This is a genomic window from Sphingomonas sp. CBMAI 2297 (genome assembly GCF_029870595.1).
GTDB lineage: Bacteria > Pseudomonadota > Alphaproteobacteria > Sphingomonadales > Sphingomonadaceae > Sphingomonas.
On record NZ_JAPDIR010000018.1, the window covers coordinates 34347 to 53983 of the forward strand.

At 68.4% G+C, this 19637-nt stretch carries 18 protein-coding genes and 1 pseudogene; 8 read left to right on the plus strand and 11 right to left on the minus strand.

All coding sequences use genetic code 11. The annotated features are described in order from the left end of the window. Nucleotides 1–15 precede the first annotated feature (15 nt). From OMP43_RS19650 to OMP43_RS19695, 10 genes and pseudogenes are all read right to left on the minus strand, one after another. Nucleotides 16–450, minus strand: coding sequence for a hypothetical protein (locus OMP43_RS19650; RefSeq protein WP_280281248.1), 435 nt, complete (start codon nucleotides 448–450; stop codon nucleotides 16–18). Between the two features lie 31 nt (nucleotides 451–481). After that, entirely contained in the window at nucleotides 482–1060 is a 579-nt protein-coding gene (locus OMP43_RS19655; protein ID WP_280281249.1) for a hypothetical protein, read from the minus strand. Between the two features lie 32 nt (nucleotides 1061–1092). After that, complete coding sequence (locus tag OMP43_RS19660; protein ID WP_280281250.1) at nucleotides 1093–1545, minus strand: hypothetical protein; 453 nt, start codon at nucleotides 1543–1545, stop codon at nucleotides 1093–1095. After that, nucleotides 1538–2557, minus strand: a complete 1020-nt coding sequence (locus tag OMP43_RS19665) for a hypothetical protein (RefSeq protein ID WP_280281251.1) — start codon at nucleotides 2555–2557, stop codon at nucleotides 1538–1540. Before OMP43_RS19665 ends, OMP43_RS19660 begins: the two co-directional genes overlap by 8 nt. 45 nt (nucleotides 2558–2602) lie before the next feature. Further along, entirely contained in the window at nucleotides 2603–2830 is a 228-nt protein-coding gene (locus tag OMP43_RS19670) for a hypothetical protein (protein WP_280281252.1), read from the minus strand. A gap of 191 nt (nucleotides 2831–3021) precedes the next feature. Then, nucleotides 3022–3879 (minus strand): BTAD domain-containing putative transcriptional regulator, encoded by an 858-nt coding sequence (locus OMP43_RS19675; protein WP_280281253.1) that lies wholly within the window; start codon nucleotides 3877–3879, stop codon nucleotides 3022–3024. A gap of 600 nt (nucleotides 3880–4479) precedes the next feature. Then, nucleotides 4480–4752 (minus strand): hypothetical protein, encoded by a 273-nt coding sequence (locus OMP43_RS19680; protein WP_280281254.1) that lies wholly within the window; start codon nucleotides 4750–4752, stop codon nucleotides 4480–4482. Nucleotides 4753–4770: 18 nt separating this feature from the next. Beyond that, nucleotides 4771–5154 carry a DUF3703 domain-containing protein gene (locus OMP43_RS19685; protein ID WP_348538618.1) on the minus strand — a complete coding sequence of 128 codons (384 nt, stop codon included), beginning with the start codon at nucleotides 5152–5154 and terminating at the stop codon, nucleotides 4771–4773. Beyond that, nucleotides 5111–5236, minus strand: a pseudogene (locus tag OMP43_RS19690) (DUF3703 domain-containing protein); the annotation flags it as partial. The gene OMP43_RS19685 and the pseudogene OMP43_RS19690, both read right to left, overlap by 44 nt. Nucleotides 5237–5296: 60 nt before the next feature. Continuing rightward, a complete protein-coding gene (locus OMP43_RS19695) occupies nucleotides 5297–6208 on the minus strand; it encodes a LysR substrate-binding domain-containing protein (protein WP_280281255.1) in 912 nt (303 codons plus the stop codon). A gap of 95 nt (nucleotides 6209–6303) precedes the next feature. On the opposite strand from OMP43_RS19695, the gene OMP43_RS19700 reads away from it, so the two are divergent. From OMP43_RS19700 to OMP43_RS19730, 7 genes are all read left to right on the plus strand, one after another. Beyond that, nucleotides 6304–7326 carry a DUF1338 family protein gene (locus OMP43_RS19700; RefSeq protein WP_280281256.1) on the plus strand — a complete coding sequence of 341 codons (1023 nt, stop codon included), beginning with the start codon at nucleotides 6304–6306 and terminating at the stop codon, nucleotides 7324–7326. Then, a complete protein-coding gene (locus tag OMP43_RS19705) occupies nucleotides 7323–8759 on the plus strand; it encodes an FAD-binding oxidoreductase (RefSeq protein WP_280281257.1) in 1437 nt (478 codons plus the stop codon). The genes OMP43_RS19700 and OMP43_RS19705 overlap by 4 nt, the downstream gene beginning before the upstream one ends. Continuing rightward, complete coding sequence (locus tag OMP43_RS19710; RefSeq protein WP_280281258.1) at nucleotides 8756–9952, plus strand: aspartate aminotransferase family protein; 1197 nt, start codon at nucleotides 8756–8758, stop codon at nucleotides 9950–9952. The genes OMP43_RS19705 and OMP43_RS19710 overlap by 4 nt, the downstream gene beginning before the upstream one ends. Nucleotides 9953–10064: 112 nt before the next feature. After that, nucleotides 10065–11465, plus strand: a complete 1401-nt coding sequence (gene astD / locus OMP43_RS19715) for a succinylglutamate-semialdehyde dehydrogenase (protein WP_280281259.1) — start codon at nucleotides 10065–10067, stop codon at nucleotides 11463–11465. A gap of 112 nt (nucleotides 11466–11577) precedes the next feature. Further along, nucleotides 11578–13101, plus strand: coding sequence for an aldehyde dehydrogenase family protein (locus tag OMP43_RS19720; protein ID WP_280281260.1), 1524 nt, complete (start codon nucleotides 11578–11580; stop codon nucleotides 13099–13101). 148 nt (nucleotides 13102–13249) lie between these two features. Then, nucleotides 13250–15376, plus strand: a complete 2127-nt coding sequence (locus OMP43_RS19725; protein WP_280281261.1) for a TonB-dependent receptor — start codon at nucleotides 13250–13252, stop codon at nucleotides 15374–15376. An 18-nt stretch (nucleotides 15377–15394) separates the two neighbouring features. Next, entirely contained in the window at nucleotides 15395–16897 is a 1503-nt protein-coding gene (locus OMP43_RS19730; RefSeq protein WP_280281262.1) for a hypothetical protein, read from the plus strand. A 107-nt stretch (nucleotides 16898–17004) separates the two neighbouring features. Here OMP43_RS19730 and dgcN read toward each other — a convergent pair whose 3' ends face one another. Continuing rightward, nucleotides 17005–17997 (minus strand): N-acetyltransferase DgcN, encoded by a 993-nt coding sequence (dgcN, locus tag OMP43_RS19735; RefSeq protein WP_280281263.1) that lies wholly within the window; start codon nucleotides 17995–17997, stop codon nucleotides 17005–17007. A gap of 230 nt (nucleotides 17998–18227) precedes the next feature. Here dgcN and OMP43_RS19740 point away from each other — a divergent pair, with 230 nt between their 5' ends. Then, entirely contained in the window at nucleotides 18228–19634 is a 1407-nt protein-coding gene (locus tag OMP43_RS19740; protein WP_280281264.1) for an amidase family protein, read from the plus strand. Nucleotides 19635–19637 lie beyond the last annotated feature (3 nt).

The window sequence follows — 19637 nt, forward strand, 5'->3', positions numbered from 1 at the left end:
CCTGGCCGGCCGCCGCTACTTCTTGAGCGGCGGCGCGATGGCGCCCGCTTTCGCGGGTTCCCGCGCCTGGGCGGCGGCCTTGCTCGCCTCGTCGGCGGCCTGCTGGGCGGCGGCGGCCGATTTTCCGGCGGCGTCGGCGGCAATTCTTGCCTCCTGCGCCGCGGCTTCGGCCCCCTTGCGTGCCTCTTCGGCGCCGCCCTTGGCCGCCTCCGCGTCCTCGGCCGCCGATTGCGCCGCCTCGACCGCATCCTCCACTTCGCTCACGTCATCATATTCCGCGCATTCGTCGGACGGCTTGTCCGCCATGGAGCGCGCCGCGATGATCGCGAGCAAGGGATTGCCGGCCATGTAAGCGATGATGCTCAGCCGGCCGAGATCCGTGGAGGACAGGCCGAAGGAGCTTCCCGCCGCGCGCCCGAGCACGAGGCTGTTCAGCTGTTGGTCAAACATGCTCGCATTCCTTTCGGTGACAGCAGCCCGGTCAGGCCGAAAGCGCGATGGCCATCATCATCGTCGTCATCACGCCGTTGTTGCCGTCGCTCGCCGATGTCGACGAGCCGCCAAGCGCGCCGCCATAGAGAAGGACCGGCAGCATCTTGGAGAATTTGTCGTTCCCGCCGCCGATCAGCGGCAGGATCATCGCGATCTGGCGCGACTCGTCGAGGCCCTTCTTCAGCTCGGCGGTTTCCTTCTTGCGCAGCGCGATCTCCTTGCGCAGCGCCTGCCCCATCGATCCGATCTCGCGTTCGGCAGCGCGGGCGCGCGTGTCGACGGCCTTCAGCGCCGCGGAAGTCGTGTGGATGCGGTCGTCGAGCCGTTTGGCGGTCGCCGCCAGTTCGGCCTTGGTCGCGAAGCCGCCGGGGACGGCACGCGGCACCGCATTGCCGCGCGGCGGCAGCTTGATCCCCGGCCGGCCACCCCGGCCAGGCCGTGCGCCGAACCTGGGACGCGCGGCCTCGTCGAACGCCTCGCCATAGTCCTCGCCGTAATCCTCGGTGTCGAACTCGAAATCGCTCTCCACGAGCCCTTCGAAATCGCTCTCAAAGGCGGTTCCCAACATCACGTTCCTCCTGTCATCAACTGTTGAACGAGTCAGTGCGCGTGCATCGCGGGTTCGCGCGCCGGCGACGGCGCCCCGAACAGCTCGGCGCGGATCTGCGCGTCCGGCCGGACCATGCCGGGCCGGCCGCGACCATGGCAGCCAAGGCAGCCGGGATCGTCGCCCCAGCACAGGCCGCAGGCGCCGAGCGCCGCGGCGAGCCGGCTCAGCCGCTGCGCCCCGGCGCGGCCGGCCTCGTGCAGCTGCCGGGCGATCCGCGTCATCTTGGTCAGGCGCGCCTCGGCCGCGTCGAGCCGCGCGCTCAGCTCCGCGATCAGCTCGTCGCGCTCGTCCGGAGCCTCGACATCGTTGCTCGGCTCGGCGCGCTGCGCCTGCATCAGCTCCATCAGCGCGGCCATGCGCGGATCGCCGGCCGCGAACTCCTGCATCATCGCCGCGGGATCGAGCCCGGGGCCGGCGGCAGCGCGGGCAGCGGCGTCAAACACCTACATACTCCACGGATTCATCGTTCTCGGCATAGTCCTCGCCGCCCCAATCCTCGCCCCAGTCCTCGCTCCAATCCTCGTCGAACAGGGCCTCGCCTTCCCATTCGGCCCATGCGCTCTCGCCCGCGGGGAAATAGGGATCGGCGGGATTGACCTGGACGTTCACCGGCGCCGGCCGATTCATCCAGATCGACGGGGTGAGCGCGAGCAGCGCCAGCAGCGCGTCGCTCCGCCCTTCCGAATCCTCCGGATCGATGCCGAAGGCCTCCGCCATCGCGCTTGCATATTCGGGCGTGTCCTCGGCGGACCCTTCCGCCTCGGCGGCCTCGTGCGCGGCGCGCCCGGCAACGTTGCTGAGCGTCGACAGCATCTGGCTCACCGGCACCTGCTGGCCGCTGATCGAGACATTCTGCCGCCCCGCGCCGCCCATCAGCGAGGACATCAGCGATTGCGCCAGCTCGGGACGGGCCAGAAGCCCGGCGAGCATGTTCGCCGCGCCGCCCGAGGGCGCGCGCTGCGAACCCTGTATTCCGCTGAGCGCCGCCCGGCCGGCAGGCGTTCTCCCGAGCGCGCCGCTGGCGACCGAGGCCAGCGATCCGAGCGCGCCGTTGGCGCCGCCGCCACGCACCGTCGACACCAGGCCTCCGACATTGTGGATGGCGCCGCCGATATCGCGCGCGGTCCGGCTCCCCGATTGCGACAACAGGCCGCTCGCCAGGCCGGCGCCGGCGCCGATCAGCGCGCCCCAGGGCCCAAAAGCGGCGCCGCCCGTGGCGCCGCTCGCCACGCTGGGCAGCGCGCGCGCCAGCACCGGAGCAGCCTTTTGCGCGAAATTGCCCACCGCGCCCGCGGCCCGGCGCAGGCCGCCGCCGATGTCGTCGAACAGCCCCTCGACATCCTCGGCCGTGGCGTTGGGGCCATAGATCGATCGCACCAGGTCATTCAGGCGATCCGGGGGAAGTTGCGCATATTGCGGCGCAAGGCTGGCGCGCAGCAGGGGATAGTCCGTCATCGATCATCTCCCAACAAGCGGTCTGAACGAAAAGCCGCGCGGCGATCATTCAAGTGATCCATCGGCACGGGCCGGCGGCGCGCCGTCGCCGATGAGTGCCGGCAACTTGAGCAGGAGCGACTCGAGCCCCTCGAAAGCGAGCGCACGGCCGCGCGAGAGATCGCGGACGGTACCGCGCAGCCAGACAGCGTCGTCGTCGCCGCGCTCGTACCAACACCGGATGACGAGCGTCTTGGCACGCGCGTCGCCGCGCAACCGATCCACCTCATTCAAGCTCTCCTCCAAGGCACTGGAGTCGCAACCCAGATTGTTGTTGAGGCGGAACCTGACAGCGGCCGATCACGGGCCGATCACACGTGCATCACCACTGCCTCACACCGAGCCTTATCGATTGAAACAGAACGGAAAAAAATTCCGTACACCGGGGAGGCCGTGCGGAATCCACTAGGGCTATCGGGGAAAATCTATTGCGAAAGGGCCTGATCGAGCAGCGACAGGCTTTCCGCCAGCTGCTGGCGCGCCATCAGCAGAGTCTGGCGATACGGCACGTCCGCGCGGATCGGCGCGTCCGGCTCGGGCGACGCCGATACGCGCGCGATCGCCGCGGCCAGATCGCGAGTCTCCCGCATCGGCCGCACCGAAAGCTCGTCGGCGAGCAGCCGTTCGAAACTGCGGTAATGCTGCACCGCCTGGGCGCGATTGCCGCACGCGACCATCGCTTCCATCAGCAGGCGCTGGGCATCCTCGCGCAGCGGCTCGACCGCGCAGATCGCGCGGCCCAGCTCGCTCGCCACGCGCCATTCGCCGTGCCGCTTGCACGCACGCGCAAGCTCGAGCGCCGCATCGAGATAGAGCGCGCGCAAACGCTCCCGCTCGATCGCGACCGCATCGACCGGGCTGGATTCGAGCAAATCGCCGCGATAATGGCCCAGCGCCTGCCTCAGCGCATCGCGCTCGGCCGCATTGTCCAGCTTCGCCGGATCCGCGAGCGCGGACTCGACGCCGCGCTCGAACGCGATCGCATCGATCCACACTTCGCCGCCTTCGGTGAGCGCGATCGTCTCCTTGCCGACGCGGAGCAGGTTCAGCCGGCCGAGGCGCTGCTTCAATCGCCACAAGGCCGTGGCAAGGCAGCGCCGCGCCGCTTCCTCGTCCTGATCGGGCCACAGCGCCGCGGCGAGCTGGCTACGCCCGATCCGCCGATGCGGCGCCGCCAATACGGCGCCGATCAGCGACCAGGCGACGCTGGGCAGCATGATCGCCGTCCCAGCAGAGTCGAGCGCGATCCTCGCGCCCAACAGGTGCAACGCCAATTCGGCCATGCCACTCCCCAGGCTGCATGCGTTATAATCGGCGACACCGGTTCTGAAAGTTGAACAAGCTCTGCAATGCGGTTCTGCAACGGGACCTGCCGGACTAATCCCGGCCGCCCCCGGCTTGACCAAGCGCATTGCCGCTCGAACCAAGCGCCCGCCTGCACAAGGCAGCGCGGATCAAGGCAGACACACTATTGCAACATGCGGACAAAATCCAGCATGTTATTTAGACTGAAGGCGTTGTTAAGAATATCGAGCGGCGTCTGGGCCGTTACTTTGCCGCCCTTTGGAGGCTCTCGATGGGGGCATTACAGGCCTGGGCTCTAGGCGAAGGATTTGCAGCAACCTGTCGGTGCAGATGGCTGCTTCGGGTACAAAGTCGCGGTGATGCGTGGCCAATTTTTTGTCTGATAAGGCTATTGGGGTGCGGCGCGCGCTTGGTTCGCAATCCGATCTGAAACCACTTCGACAACCGCCTACGAAGCGGCAAGTCACTTCGGCGCACACAACCTGAAATATTACAACCTCATGGCCCAACGCTCAAAAAATATCCAACAAACTCAAGTCACAATCAATTCAGGTCAGCATTTTAGCATAATGCCAATATCACCTAATCCTAGTATTTATTATTTCATTAGCCCATTCCAGATCGCTATCACGAAACTCGTTATCCTTAATTTTTTGAATAATCCGCTCATGAACACCCGCGTAAATAGAGGGCAATTCTGATAATATATATAGAATTGAAGATCTTAATTCATCATCATCAATATGATCTGCTAGCCCAGCTTCCTCATGAGACGTCACACAGTAATTTATAATACTCCATATATCACCTTGGCCATTCCTTATCATATTTATGGCCATATCTTTATTCATGAATTCCACCTCACTGATTCAAACTCTCGCGACGCTGCTTGAGTTTCTCCCGTAGATTAACTCCCCGAGCGACGCGCTCTTTATGTCCACGGCACCTCTGGTTTTCACGCTTCTCTTTGTTGTCCCCGTCGGGGCCGAATGCAGGTCCGGCGGGATCGGCATCGGCGCGAAGGCGCTGACGTTCGACCGGCCGGTATTGCCCGCCGGCGTCCGCCCCGTGAAATGCCCGAGCGGTGCGAGCGCCATCCGGAACAGCTGGCCGGCGACTTCGCCGGGCTGGCGCAGCCGCCAAGCATGGCCAAGCATGGCCAAGCATGATCGCATGCACCCGCAGATGCGGCACCAGTCGCGGCTGCGCCAGAATGTGCGCGCGTTCGAGCGCACGCCAGGCCCGCGCCGCATCGCCACCGGCACGCGCGGCGCGAAACACAGCCAGCTCCGCCTCGACCAACGCCGGAATCCATGGTTCACGCATCGTCGGCATAGCGAATCTCCCTTTCGCCCAACCCGCCCCCCGCGGGGAGGATCACTCCGACACTATCCGTCACACGCCTTCGGACAATCTGACGACATCGATCTGCTCCGCCATCCACGCGCTGAAATCGACCATCGCGCCGTTGCTCCGCCAATCCGTGCGCCGCACCAGATAATAAGCGTCGTCGGTAAGCAGCGGCCGGTCGAAGGGAATCACCAGATTCCCGCTCGCGAGCTCTGGCGAAATCAGGAACTCGGGAATCAGCGCGACGCCGACGCCGGCCGCCGCCGCCTGGGCGAGCATCAGGAAATGCTCGAACCGCTGCCCCTGCAACCTGGGCAGATCGGGAATCCCACAATCGGCGAACCAGCGATTCCAGGCATCGAGCCGGGACGCCTGGAACAGCAGCGGCTTGTCGATCAGGTCCGCTGGCGATTCGATCGGATGCGACGCCAACCAATCGGCGCTGCACACCACGACCGCCCGCTCGCCGAACAGGCGCAGATGCGAGGCATCCGGCCAGTCTGGCTGGCCGAAATGGATCGCCCCGTCGAACCCCTCCTCTTCCAGGTCGAACGGAAAGGAGCGCGCCGCGAAATTGACGGTCATCTCCGGATGGCGCGCGGAGAGACCCGGCAGCCGCGGCGCGAGCCAGCGCATTCCGAAGCTCGGCAGCGTGGCGATGAGCAGGGTTCGCCCGGTGCCGCTCATCAGCCGATCGGTGGCCAGCCGGATCCGGTCCAGCGCCGGCCTGACTTCATCGGCATAGGCACGGCCGGCCGCGTTGAGCGTGACCCGGCGGCCATGCCGGTCGAACAGGCTGGTCTGCAGCCAGTCCTCGAGCAACGCCACCTGCCGGCTGACGGCGCTCTGGGTGAGGCCGATATGGGCCGCCGCCCGCGAGAAGCTGCCATGGCGCGCCGCGGCGACGAAGCTGTTCAGCGCCGCCATCGGCGGCAGCAGGCGCCTGCCCTCACTCATTCCATATACTCATCTGTAGATGATACTTATCCGTTTTGATCTGCTCCATCCTTACCTCACATGGCCGCATGCGGTTGGCAATCAGGTCGAGGTAAATGATGAATGAGCATCAAAGCGCGATGAATGCGCTGGTCGGATCCATATTGCCCGCCGATCGGGCACGGGCAGCGCGGGAGATCATCGAGCCCATGGCGGATTCGGCGGAGACCGCGCACGCGGCCGACGCGCTCGCCTTCACGGTCGCGCTCAACACCATTCTCTTCGCCGATCTGCTCGATCGCACCGCGACGGGCGCCGCCTATGTCGATGATGTCCGCCGTTCCGGCCGGCGCGTTCGCTTCGACCATGGCGCCCTGCGGACGATCCGCCTGCCCCATGGCGGCACCGGCGCCCTGCCCGCCGGCGAACAGGCATTCCGCCGGATCCTCGAGCCGCTCGGCTATGTGGAAGCGGCGATCTATCCGCTGCCCCGGCTGCGGATGACGGGCCGCGCCTATCGCCACCGCACCCATCCGGAGACCATTCCGCAATTCTTCGTCAGTGAGCTGCACGTCGACCAGTTCGACGCGGAGTTCGCCGATGCCGCCGCCCGCGTCTTCGGCACTTCCCGCGATCCGATCGACCCGGATACGGCGGCGGCGCTCGCCCGGCTGGGCCGCGGCGAGATGCTCGAGCCGGAGGCCGCCGCGCAAGCGCTGCGCGTGACGGTCGGCGCGTTCGGGCGCCAGCACGACCGCCCGATGCTCGCGGACTATGAGATCCTCAAGCGCGCCTCGGCAGAGGCGGCCTGGATCGCCACCGAGGGCAACGCCTTCAACCACGCGACCGACCGAGTTCCCGACGTCGCCGCCCTGGCGGAAGCGCAGCGCGCGCTCGGCCGGCCGATCAAGGACAGCGTGGAGGTTTCCGGCACCGGCCGCGTCCGCCAGACCGCCTTCCGCGCCGACCCGGTCGATCGCGCGTTCGGCATCCCGGCAGGCCCGGACCGCACCCTGTCGGTGCCGGGCTCCTTCTACGAATTCATCACGCGCGACATCGACCCGGCGACCGGCACGCTCGACCTGTCCTTCGACAGCGGCAACGCCACCGGCATCTTCGGCATGACCAAGGCCGCATGACCGGCGCCCACGCCTCTCCGCTGGGCACGCTCGCCGGGATCGTCGGCGCGGCGCAGGTGCTGACGGAGCCTTCCGACCTGGCCGCCTATCAAAGCGACGGCCGCGGCGCCGGCGGCGGCGCGCCGATCGCGGTCGTCCGCCCGAACGATGCGGACCAGGTATCGGCACTGGTACGGCTGGCGGCCGAAGCGGGCATCCGCCTCGTCGTCGCCGGCGGCCGGACCGGCCTGGCCGGCGCGAGCCTGGCCGCCGATGGAATCCCCTGCGTGCTGGTCAGCCTCGAGCGGCTCGCCGGCCTGATCGAGATCGATCCCGCCAACCGCACCGCCACCGTCGACGCCGGGGTCCGGCTGTCGGCGCTCAATGCGGCGGCGGCCGAGCACGGGCTGTTCTTTCCGATCGACCTCGGCGCCGATCCGGCAATTGGCGGCATGATCGCCAGCAATACCGGAGGTGCCCGCCTGCTGCGCTATGGCGACGTCCGTGCGAACCTGTTGTCGGTGGAAGTCGTCCGCTCCGATGCGGAAGGATCGCGCATCCCGCTCGGCGCGCCGCTCCGGAAGAACAATACCGGGCTCGACCTCAAGCAGCTGCTGGTCGGCGGCTGCGGCTCGACCGGGATCGTCACCCGTGCCACCGTCGCCCTGCACCCCCTGCCCGCCGCCCGGTTGACCGCTTTGCTCGCGCTCGACGATCCCCGTGCCGCGCTTCCGCTCCTGCTGGCGCTGGAACGGGATTTCGGCAGCTGGCTGTCCGCTTTCGAGGGCATGAGCGAGGCGGCGATCCGGGCCGCGACCGATCATGTCCCCGGCCTCCAGCTGCCGTTCGGGAGCCCCCCGCCCTATGCGGTGCTGATCGAGCTCTCCGCCGGGGCGGCGTTCGACGAGAATCTGCTGGAAGAGCGGCTGGCCGCCGCGCTGGAGCCCTTCATGAGCGGCGCCGCTGCGAGCATTCGCGACGCCGCGATCGACCGGCGCGACCGGCTCTGGGCACTGCGGCACGCAATTCCCGAAGGGCTGCGCGCCAACGGCACGGTGGTGGCCTGCGACATCGCGCTGCGCCGCGGCGACGTGATGGCCTTTCGCGAACGGATGGCCGGCCTGCTCGCACGGCATGCGCCCGGCCTGGTGCCGCATGATTTCGGCCATATCGGGGACGGCGGGCTCCACTATAATCTCGTCTGGCCGCGCGCGAACGGCACGCCGGACCCCGCGCTGCTCGAAAGCGCCCGCATGCTGATCTTCGACACCGTCGTCGAGGAGTTCGGCGGAAGCTTCAGTGCCGAGCACGGCATCGGCCCGCGCAACATCGCAAGCTACCGGCGCTTCGTGCCGGGCGCGGTGCGCCGCCTCGCCGGCGAGATCCAGGACATCATGGCCCCCGTTTCGAGCGGACGGGTCGATTTCGGAACGACAGGAGAAGGCACGGAATGAGCGATGCATTGATGGGCGTCTACAACCGCGCCCCGCTCGAGGTGGAGCGCGGCAACGGCATGTGGCTCCACACCCGCGACGGACGCACCTTCCTCGATTGCGTGGCGGGCATCGCCACCAACTGCCTGGGCCATGCCCATCCGCGCCTGGTGGCGGCGCTGGAGGCGCAGGCGCGCAAGCTTTGGCACGTCTCGAACATCTTCCGCATTCCCGGGCAGGAGGAACTGGCGGACCGCCTGGTCGGGGCGACCTTCGCGGACGCGGTGTTCTTCGGCAATTCGGGATCGGAGGCCGTCGAATGCGCGCTCAAGGCCGCGCGGCGATACCATGCGGTCAACGGCGCGCCGGAGCGGATAGACATCGTGGGGTTCGCGGGCTCCTTTCACGGCCGCACCTATGCCTCGGTCAATGCCTCGGGCAATCCCGCCTATCTCGAAGGCTTCGGCCCGCGCCTGCCCGGCTATGTCCAGCTCACCATCGACGACCGCGCCGCGATCGACGAAGCGGTGCGGCGGCCGACGACGGCGGCGGTGATCGTCGAGCCGGTCCAGGGCGAAGGCGGTGCCCGGGCGCTCGACGGGGAATGGCTGCTGTGGCTGCGCGGGCTGTGCGACGCGCACGGCGTGCTGCTGATCCATGACGAAGTGCAGAGCGGCATGGGCCGCACCGGCCGGCTGTTCGCCCATCAATGGTTCGACGGCGCCGCGCCGGACATCATGGCGGTCGCCAAGGCGCTGGGCGGCGGCTTCCCGATCGGCGCCTGCCTCGCCACGGCGGCGGTGGCCCGGGCGATGACGGTCGGGGTCCATGGCTCGACCTTCGGCGGCAATCCGCTGGCGATGGCGGTGGGCATCGCCGCCTTTGACGAGATCGCCCGGGAGGAAACCCTGGCCAATGTCCGCATGGTCTCGGACCGGCTGGCGACCGGCCTGCGCAACCTCGCCGCCCGTTTCCCGGACGTCGCCGTCGACGTGCGCGGCAAGGGCCTGCTGATCGGCATCCGCATGGTGCCGAACAACCGCGAGGTAATGGCGCTGGCCCGCGACCACGGGCTGCTGGTCGCCGGCGGCGGCGAGAATTGCATCCGCCTGCTGCCGCCGCTCACCATCACCGCCGACGAAGCCGATGAGGTGCTGCGCCGGATCGAAGCGACATTCGCGGCCGCGCGCATCCGCTTCGCCACCGCGGCCTGATGCCGGTTGCCCCGGCCGTCGCCGAGCGAAGCCGCGACAGCCTTCCTATATCCGGGGCCGATGCGCGTGCGTAGGGCGTGCGCATCGGCGACCATGCAAGCGAGTGAGTGCCATGTTCCTGCGATCCACCGACCCCTCTTCCGGCGAGACCATCTGGGAGGGCCGGCCGACCAGCCCGGCGGAATGCCTTGCCGCCGTGGAGCGCGCCCGCATCGCCTTTCCCGGCTGGGCCCGCACGCCCCTGACCGAGCGTATCGGGATCGCACGCCGCTTTGCCGAGATCCTGCGTGACGAGGCCGAGGAGCTCGCCACGCTGATCGCGCGCGAGACCGGCAAGCTGCTATGGGACAGCCGGGGCGAAGTGGCGGCGATGATCGGCAAGGTCGAGATATCGATCGCCGCCCAGGCGCAGCGCGCGGGCCTGGACGAGGCCGCCATGCCGTTCGGCCGCTCGGTCCTGCGCCACCGCCCGCATGGCGTGATGGCCGTGCTCGGCCCCTATAATTTCCCCGGCCATCTGCCCAACGGGCACATCGTCCCGGCGCTGCTGGCGGGGAATTGCGTGGTGTTCAAGCCATCCGAGGAAACGCCCGCGATCGGCGAGCGCATGGCCGGCATCTGGTCCCGCGCCGGGCTGCCCGCGGACGTGCTGCAGGTCGTCCAGGGCGGCCGGGAGACCGGGGCGGCGCTGATCGCGGCCGATATCGACGGCCTGTTGTTCACGGGATCGGCCGAGACCGGGCGCCATTTCCGCCGCGCCTTTCTCGATCGACCGTCGGTGATCCTCGCGCTGGAGCTCGGCGGCAACAATCCGCTCATCGCCTGGGACGGCGATCCGGAGGCGATGGCGACTCTGGTGGTCCACTCCGCTTTCATAACCACCGGCCAGCGCTGCTCGTGCGCCCGCCGCCTGATCGTGCCCGACGACCGGCGAGGTGCCGCGATCGTCGACGCGGTGCAGGCATTGGCCGCGCGCCTGCCGGTGGCGGCGTGGAACGACGACATCGACGCCTTCATGGGGCCCCTGGTCTCGGCCCGCGCGGCGGCATCGGCCGGTGCAGCGTTCGACGGCCTGGTCGTCCAGGGCGCCAGGTCGCTGCTGCCCGGCGGTCCGGTCGCGGGCCGCGGCCCGGCCTTTGTCGCTCCGGCGCTGCTCGACGCGACCGGAATCGACCTGCCCGATCGCGAGATCTTCGCGCCGGCGCTCCAGATCACCCGCGTTGCGGATTTCTCCGCGGCGATCGCCCGCGCCAACGCCACTGCCTTCGGCCTCTCCGCCGGGCTCATCTCGGCCGATCCGGCGCTATGGGAGCGCTTCTCGACCGAGATCCGTGCCGGCGTGGTCAACTGGAACCGGCCGACGACGGGGGCGGCTTCCAACCGGCCGTTCGGCGGGCTGGGGGAATCGGGCAATCATCGCCCGAGCGCCTTCTATGCCGCCGATTATTGCGCCTATCCGATGGCGAGCTTCGAAGCGCCGGTGATCGAGGCGCAGCCCGTGCCCGGTCTGTAGTAAGGGTGGCGCTTCCCTTGTCAGCCGATCAAATGCGCGCCCAAAATGCGAAACGCTGGACGGACGGTCTGCTAGGGCCCGCTCGATCGCAGCAATTCGGGAGCCGTGCACGATGATGGGAAACTTACGGGATCAGGTCCGGGCGATCCTGAACGATTGCGGCGTGGCGGCAGCGGCGCTGGAGGGAGGAACGCTCGCCGCGGCCTCGCCCCTTACCGGTGAGGCCCTGGCCGAGCTGAGGGAGCACGGGATCGAGGATTGCGACGCCGCGGTAGCGGCGGCCGTGGCCGCGTTCCGGCAATGGCGGCTGGTGCCGGCTCCGCGCCGCGGCGAGTTCGTCCGCCGGCTGGGCGAGAAGCTGCGCGTGCACAAGGAACCGCTCGGCCGGCTGGTGACGATCGAGGCCGGGAAGGTCCTGTCCGAGGGACTGGGCGAAGTCCAGGAGATGATCGACATCTGCGACTTCGCGGTGGGCCTGTCGCGCCAGCTCTACGGCCTGACCATGCCGTCGGAGCGCGCCGACCACCGGCTTGCCGAGCAATGGCATCCGGCCGGCCCGGTCGGCATCATCTCCGCGTTCAACTTCCCGGTCGCGGTGTGGAGCTGGAACGCGGCGCTGGCGCTGGTGTGCGGCGATTCGCTGATCTGGAAGCCGTCGGAGAAGACTCCGCTGACCGCCCTCGCCGTCCAGGCCCTGTTCGAGCAGGTCGCGGCGGATTTCGGCGACGATGCACCCCGCGGCCTGTCGCAGCTGCTGATCGGCGGGCGCGAGCTGGGCGAGCGGCTGGCCGAGCATCCGGACGTGCCGGTGGTGTCGGCAACCGGCTCGACCCGGATGGGCCGCGAAGTGGGGCGCGCCGTCGCCGCCCGCTTCGGCCGCAGCATCCTGGAACTGGGCGGCAACAACGCCTCGATCATCACGCCCTCGGCCGATCTCGACCTCGCGTTGCGCGCGGTCGCGTTCGGGGCAATGGGCACGGCGGGCCAACGCTGCACCACGCTCCGCCGGCTGATCGTCCACCGCGACATTGCTGACGATTTCGTCGCGCGGCTGCGCAAGGTCTATGCAGGCGTGACGGTGGGCGATCCGCTCGACGGCAATGCCCTGGTCGGCCCGCTGATCGATCGCGGGGCGTTCGACGCGATGCAGGCCGCGCTGGCCGCGGCGAATGCCGCCGGCGCGCGCGTCCATTTCGGCGAGCGCCTGCCGATCGGCGGCGAGGGCGCCTTCTATGTCCGCCCCGCCCTCGTCGAAGCCGAGCGGCAGGACGGCCCGGTGGTGCAAGAGACCTTCGCCCCCATTCTCTATGTCCTGCGCTATTCCACGCTGGACGAGGCGATCGCACTGCAGAACGGCGTGCCGCAGGGCCTTTCTTCCTCGATCTTCTCGACCGATATGCGCGAAGTGGAGCTGTTCCTGTCGGCGGGCGGATCGGATTGCGGGATCGCCAATGTGAACATGGGGCCGTCCGGCGCGGAAATCGGCGGCGCGTTCGGCGGCGAGAAGGAAACCGGCGGCGGCCGCGAAAGCGGCAGCGACAGCTGGAAAGCCTATATGCGGCGCCAGACCAACGCCATCAACTATGGCCGCTCGCTGCCGCTGGCCCAGGGCGTGCGCTTCGACCTGGAGGTATGAAAACCGCACGGAACGCTTCGGCGAAGCGTTCCGTGACGCTTATGTGTAAAAACGCCCGTCCTCCCCGCTAAGCAGCGCGAGGCCCGAGCATCGAAGATCGAACCATTACGGCGCGTTCGATTGCCGATGCTATTGGGAGGGCATGAAGATGGCGGGAAAGAAAGACCGGCTACTATATTGCGCGACGTCGCTGGCGGCCCTGCTCGCGCCAGGGATCGCCATGGCACAGGAGGCGGCGGACCCGCCCTCCCAGGCCGATATCGTCGTGACCGCGCAGCGGCGCGCGCAGAATGTCGTGGACGTGCCGCTGACGGTCAACGTCCTGTCCGGAGCGGAGCTGACCAAGCGCAGTGTCACTTCGCTGCAGGACATCGCCGACAATGTGCCCGGCCTGGACGTCTTCTCGCAGGGGGGCGGGAAGCAGCTGATCCAGATCCGCGGCATCAACAGCCTGCGGGGCACCTCGTCGCTCGTCGGCATCTATCTCGACGAAACGCCGCTCACCGGATCGCAGGACGGCTTCTACCCGGTCTATGCCGATGCCGGCACGCTCGACCTGGCGCGGGTCGAGGTGCTGAAAGGGCCGCAGGGCACGCTGTTCGGCGAAGGGGCGATGAGCGGCGTCATCCGCTACGTCACCAACGACCCGAAGCTCGACCGGATCGGCGGCACCATCGACTATTCGCTGTTCGCCACCGATGGCGGCCGGGCTTCCGCGCAGATGAAGGCCGCGCTCAACCTGCCGCTGTCCGATACGCTCGCGGTGCGCTTCGCCGGCGAATATCAGAACAATGGCGGCTGGCTCGAGAATGTCGGCACCGGCGCCAGGAACGTCAATTCCAGCCAGATCTATGACGGGCGGGTCAAGCTGCTGTGGCAGCCGGACTCGCGGCTGCGCGTCGTCGGCATGGTCGACATCCGGCACAATGACGAGGACTCCCCCTCCTACGCCAATATCCTGCCCTATGACAAAGGGCTGTATCGCCACGCCATCGATCCCCATGGCCGGACGAGCGGCGTGTCGGAGCTCGACCTCTACAGCCTGCGCGTGGAATATGATCTCGGCTTCGCCGAGCTGATGAGCAACACCGCCCACAGCAGGCGCTACAGCAACAGCAATCTCGACCAGATCTACTATGCCACCAACGACCCCGCCGCGCCAATCACGCTGGAGATCGCCAATACGCGCTATCTCAACAAACAGTCGATCACGAGCCAGGAGCTGCGCCTGACCTCCAAGGGGGACGGCCCGTTCAAATGGGTGCTGGGCGGCATCTACAAGGACGATGACCTGCTGCGCCATTTCCTGGACGGCGCGGAGCTGCTCTATCCGCCGTCCACCACCGTCACCATCCTCCAGGAGCCGATCCGGACGACCTCCAAGTCCTGGGCGGTCTATGGCGACGCCTCCTATTCGCCCTTCCGCCGGCTCGAGATCGGCGGAGGCCTGCGCTATTCGCACGACGACCGCAGCTTCACCGACGGCACGCTGCCGACCGCTTCCGGCACCTTCTCGCGCGTGACCTATCGCGCATTCGTGAAATACGACGTCGCCCGCGACGCGAACCTGTATTTCAACATCGGCAACGGCTTCCGCAGCGGCGGTTTCAACGCCGTGGTCAACCCCGCCTTCCCGCCCCCGCTGAGCTATGCGCCCGAACGCTCGATGGCCTATGAGGCCGGCTTCAAGGCGAGCCTGCTCGACGGGAAGCTGGGCGTGAACGTCGCGGCGTTCCAGCAATATTATCGCGGCCAGGTCTATGACCGCGTGGTGCTGACCCCGGTGTTCCTGCAATATACCGCCAATGGGGGCAATACGCGGATCCGGGGCGTGGAATGGCAGCTGACCGCCAGCCCGGTGCGTGCGCTGCGGCTGTCCGCCAGCGGCACGGTGATGGGGTCGGTGTTCGTCGCCTCCACGCCCGAAGCGGAAGTGGATTTCCCGCCCGGCACCAGCCCGCTCGCGCTGCCGAAATATTCGCTCCAGCTCAGCGCCAACTATGGGTTCAACTGGGCGGCCTCGATCCCCGGCTATTTCGACATCGACTTCAACCACAAGGACAAGCTGGTCGGCGGACAGGGCGTGACCCGCATCGTCACCGGGCCGCAATCCTTCCTGGGCGCCAGCCTGGGCGCGACCGTCGAAGGGCTGGACATCGCGATCTTCGCGCGGAACCTGTTGAACGAGCACTCGCCCTATTATCCCACGCTCGGCGGGATCGGCGCGGTGCCGCGGCCGCGCCAGATCGGCATAAGGCTCGGAAAGTCGTTCTAACCAAGCGGAGGGCCGCCGGTGTATCCGATCGACGCTGCCGTCTTTCTCCTGCTGATCGCCGCCGCGGCGCTGTTCGCGGTCGGGCGATGGCGGCCGGCGCTGCCGGCGGCGCTGGCCGCGCTGGGCACCGCGCTGGCGGCACTCGCCCTGTACCATTGGCAGGCGGCTCCGGCCGCGGCGATCGCCGCCGTCGCGGCCGCCTGTCTGTGGCACGGCCCCGCCTTGCGAAGGCGCCGGCTGCGAAACGCGGCGCGCGCGGCGTTCATGCTGGCCATCCCGGGCGCGGCGATCCCCTATCTTCTGTTCCCGCTCTTCGCGCTGCCCGCGCCCGACGGCCCCTATGCGATCGGGACGACGCGCATCGAGCTGATCGACGGGGGCCGCCGGGGCGTGCTGGAGGACGGCGCGGATGCGCGACGCCGCGTGACGGTGCAGCTCTGGTACCCGGCCGGCGCGGGGGACAAGCATTCCCCGGCGCGATATCTTCCGGGCGATACCGTCGCGGCCGACGCGGGATCGATCGCGCGCAACGCCCTGCGCCGCTCCTTCGAGCTGCGGCATCTCGCCGCCATTCCCACCCATGCCCGGCTGGACGCCGAACCGGCCGGAGCCGGCCATCCGCTGTTCGTCTTCAACCATGGCTATACGATGTACCCCGCGCAGAACACGCCGCTGTTCGAGCGGCTGGCGAGCCATGGCTATGTCGTCGCCAGCATCGGCCACCCCTATGATTCCGCGCGGCAGCAATTCGCCGACGGATGGAGCCGCGAGACCACGCCGCTGGTCGTGTCCCCGGCAATGGTCGAGACGCTGGGCGCGCTGGTGCAGGATCAGAGCGTCCGGGGCTGGCGCCAACGCTTTCCGGCCTATGCCGAAGCGGCGGCGAAGGACCGGCTGATGCGGAGCACCGAGGCATGGCTGGCCGATACCCGCTTCATCCTCGCCACGCTCGCGCGCGGCCGGCCCTCGCCGCTCGCCGCGCGGATCGCAAGGTCGGTGGATTTCTCCCGCCTGGCGTTCGGCGGCATGTCGTTCGGCGGCGGCATCGCGGCGCAGGCCTGTGTGCAGGAACCACGGTGCCGCGCCGCGATCAGCCTGGACGGCGTGACCTATGATCCCGCGATGTTCGACCGCGCCGCCGGCCGGCCGATGCTGTGGCTGCAATCGGACTGGCCGCACTATCCGCTCTATCCGAACCAGCCGCGCGATCCCCGCACGCATCCGATGGATTTCGCGTTCCGGCGCTGGGCCGGCCCCGCGGCACCTGACGATTTCCGTTTCCGGGTCGAGGGCTCGGGCCATCTCGCCTTCACCGACCTGATCCGCATGTTCCGCCACCGGACGCCGCCGGCGCTCTACGGCACCATCTCCGCCGCCGAGATGGACGGCGTGATCGGCGACTTCTCGCTCGGCTTCCTGGATCGGTTCGTCGAAGGGAAGGACAGCGGCTTTCCACGGGCCCAGGAAGCGCGGCACGCCTCGGCGATCCCGCATCTGCCCGGGACGGGCGCTCCGCGCTAGCGGGGAGCGCCCAGACAAGCCCTTGAAACTACGCCCGTCATCCCCGCGCAGGCAGGGATGACGGTTGAACAAGTATGAATATCCAGAGGGAGCGCCCGCCCCGCCGCTCAGTTCAGCAGGACGTCGAGAATGCGATCGACGCCGTGCCTTATGGGGTCGCTGCAGGGCAATCCGGTCTGCGCCTCGATGTCGCGGATCGCGGCGTCGACCGCGGCAGGCTCCATGCGCGAGGTGTTGACGCTGATCCCCACCACGCGCGCCTCCGGATTGGTCAGCTGCGCGGCGGCGACGTTCATGTCGATGCAGCGCCGCAAGTCCGGCACGCCATAGTCGAAGCCGAGCAGATGGGTGCGGACCGGCTCGTGGCAGACGACCAGCGCATCCGGCTGGCTGCCATGGATCAGCCCCAGCGTGACGCCGGCATAGGCGGGATGGAACAGCGAGCCCTGGCCTTCGATCACGTCCCAGTGATCCGGCGCGGCATCGGGCGACAGCCATTCGGCCGCGCCGGAAATGAAGTCGGCGATCACCGAATCGATCGCGACGCCCCGGCCGGAGATCATGATGCCGGTCTGTCCGGTCGCGCGGAAATCGGCGTCGATGCCGCGTGCCCGCAATCCCGCCTCCAGCGCCAGCGCGGTGTATTTCTTGCCCACCGCGCAATCGGTGCCGACGGTCAGCAGCCGCTTGCCGGGCCGCTTGCGTCCCGAACCGGGCAGGAAGCCGCGATCGGGCTGGCGCAAATCCAGTACCGCGCGCCCTGTCCGGTCACGCGCCTCGGCGATCGCCGGAATGTCGTTGAGGCGCTGGTGCATTCCCGCCGCGAGGTCCAGGCCCTGTTCCAGCGCGTCGACCATGGTCGCCACCCAATGCTCGGGGATGAAGCCGCCGACATTCACCACGCCGACGATCATGGTCCGCGCGCCGGCGCGAGCGGCCTCGGCGGGCGTCATCTCGGCGATGCCGAGATCGACCGTGCAGCCGGGCAGCCGGTGCTGCGCCAGCACGAGCTCGCTCCGCCATTGATTGACCCCCGCCGCCGTCTTGGCCGCGCTGAGCTCCTCCACGTCGCCCAGGAAAAGCAGATATGGTGCCTGCATCGTCATCCCCGTTTTCATTGCCAGTAGACGATGAGGGGTGGCGCAGCGCCGCGCGGCCCGCTTTGCCATTCCGGGCCCGCCATTAGCCGTCACGGTTCCGGCGGGAAAAATCGCGAACTGGCGCGCCTCGACGGCTAAACCGAAATGCGCGGAATGGGCTCAAATCATCGTCGTCAATCAATGTGGGACGGACGACGCAGCCGATGCAGGATATCGCGGGACAGACCCCCTTGGCGCCACGCACGACCATGGCATGGGAGATCGGCCGGCTCGACGCGCACGACCAGGCCGCGCTCGTCCGCCGGGGCGAAGTGTCGGCGCGCGAATTGTGCGAGAGCGCGATCGCGCGGATCGAGGCGCTCGACGAGGCGCTGAACGTCATCACGCATCGCGACTATGATGCCGCGCTCGTCCGCGCGGATCGCGCCGCCGGGCCGATGGCGGGCGTGCCCTGGCTGCTCAAGGACGGCCTCGACTATCGCGGCATGCCGAACCGCAGCGCCAGCCGCCTGCACCGCGACGCAGCGCCGGGCGATATCGACTTCCCCTTCACCCGGGTCCTGGACGATGGCGGCCTGGTCGCGCTCGGCAAGACCAACGCACCGGAATTCGGCCTGCTGCCGACCACCGAGCCGCTGCTCTACGGCCCGGCCCGCAACCCATGGGCGGCGGAGCGCTCGCCCGGCGGATCGAGCGGCGGCGCGGCCATCGCGGTCGCCACCGGCATGGTGCCGCTGGCCCATGCGGCGGATGGCGGCGGATCGATCCGCATCCCGGCCTCGTGCTGCGGGCTGATCGGGTTGAAGCCGGGACGGGGCGCGACTCTGCGCGCCCGCGCGCCGCACCTGATGGAGGACCTGCTCGCCTGCGACATGCTGCTCGCCCGCAGCGTGCGCGATGTGGAATGGGCGATGGGCATGGTCACCGCGCGCGCGCTCGCCCCCGTGCCTCGCCGCGACAAGGGGTTGCGGATCGCCATGGTCACCACCAACCTGAACGGCGACCAGCCTCATCCGGACGTGCTCGCCAGTACCCTGCGCAGCGCCAGGCTGTGCGAGGAGCTGGGCCATCATGTGTTCGAGGCGCCGCCGCCCTATGACGGCCCGGCGGTGATGGTGGCGTTCAAGGCGATCTGGGCCTATCTGGCGCGCGACGTGCTGCAATCGGCCCGCGCGCGTTTCGGCGCCGCCGCCGATAGGGCGGTCGAGCCCTGGACGCTGGGGCTGGGCGAATGGGCGGCCGACACCGCGATCGACGATGTCGACCATCTTTTCCGCGCGATCGAGGATGCCCGCCGCGCGCTGGACTCCGCGTTCGGCGACGCCGATGTCATCCTGTCGCCGGTGCTCGGCCTTCCCGCGCTGCGCATCGGGGAACTGGCCCCCGACGCGGATTTCGATCACATCATGCAGCTGATGTTCGATTATGTGTCCTACACGCCCCTGCACAACCTGACCGGCCATCCGGCGATGTCGCTGCCGGTCCAGCCGGGGCCGGACGGCGTGCCGATCGGCACGATGTTCGCCGCCCGGCGGGGAGGCGAGCCGCTGCTGCTCGAGCTCGCCCGCCAGCTCGAGCAAGCCGCGCCGTGGAAGGATCGCTGGCCCGGTTGCGTTCCCGGCGCGAACATGGGCTGACTT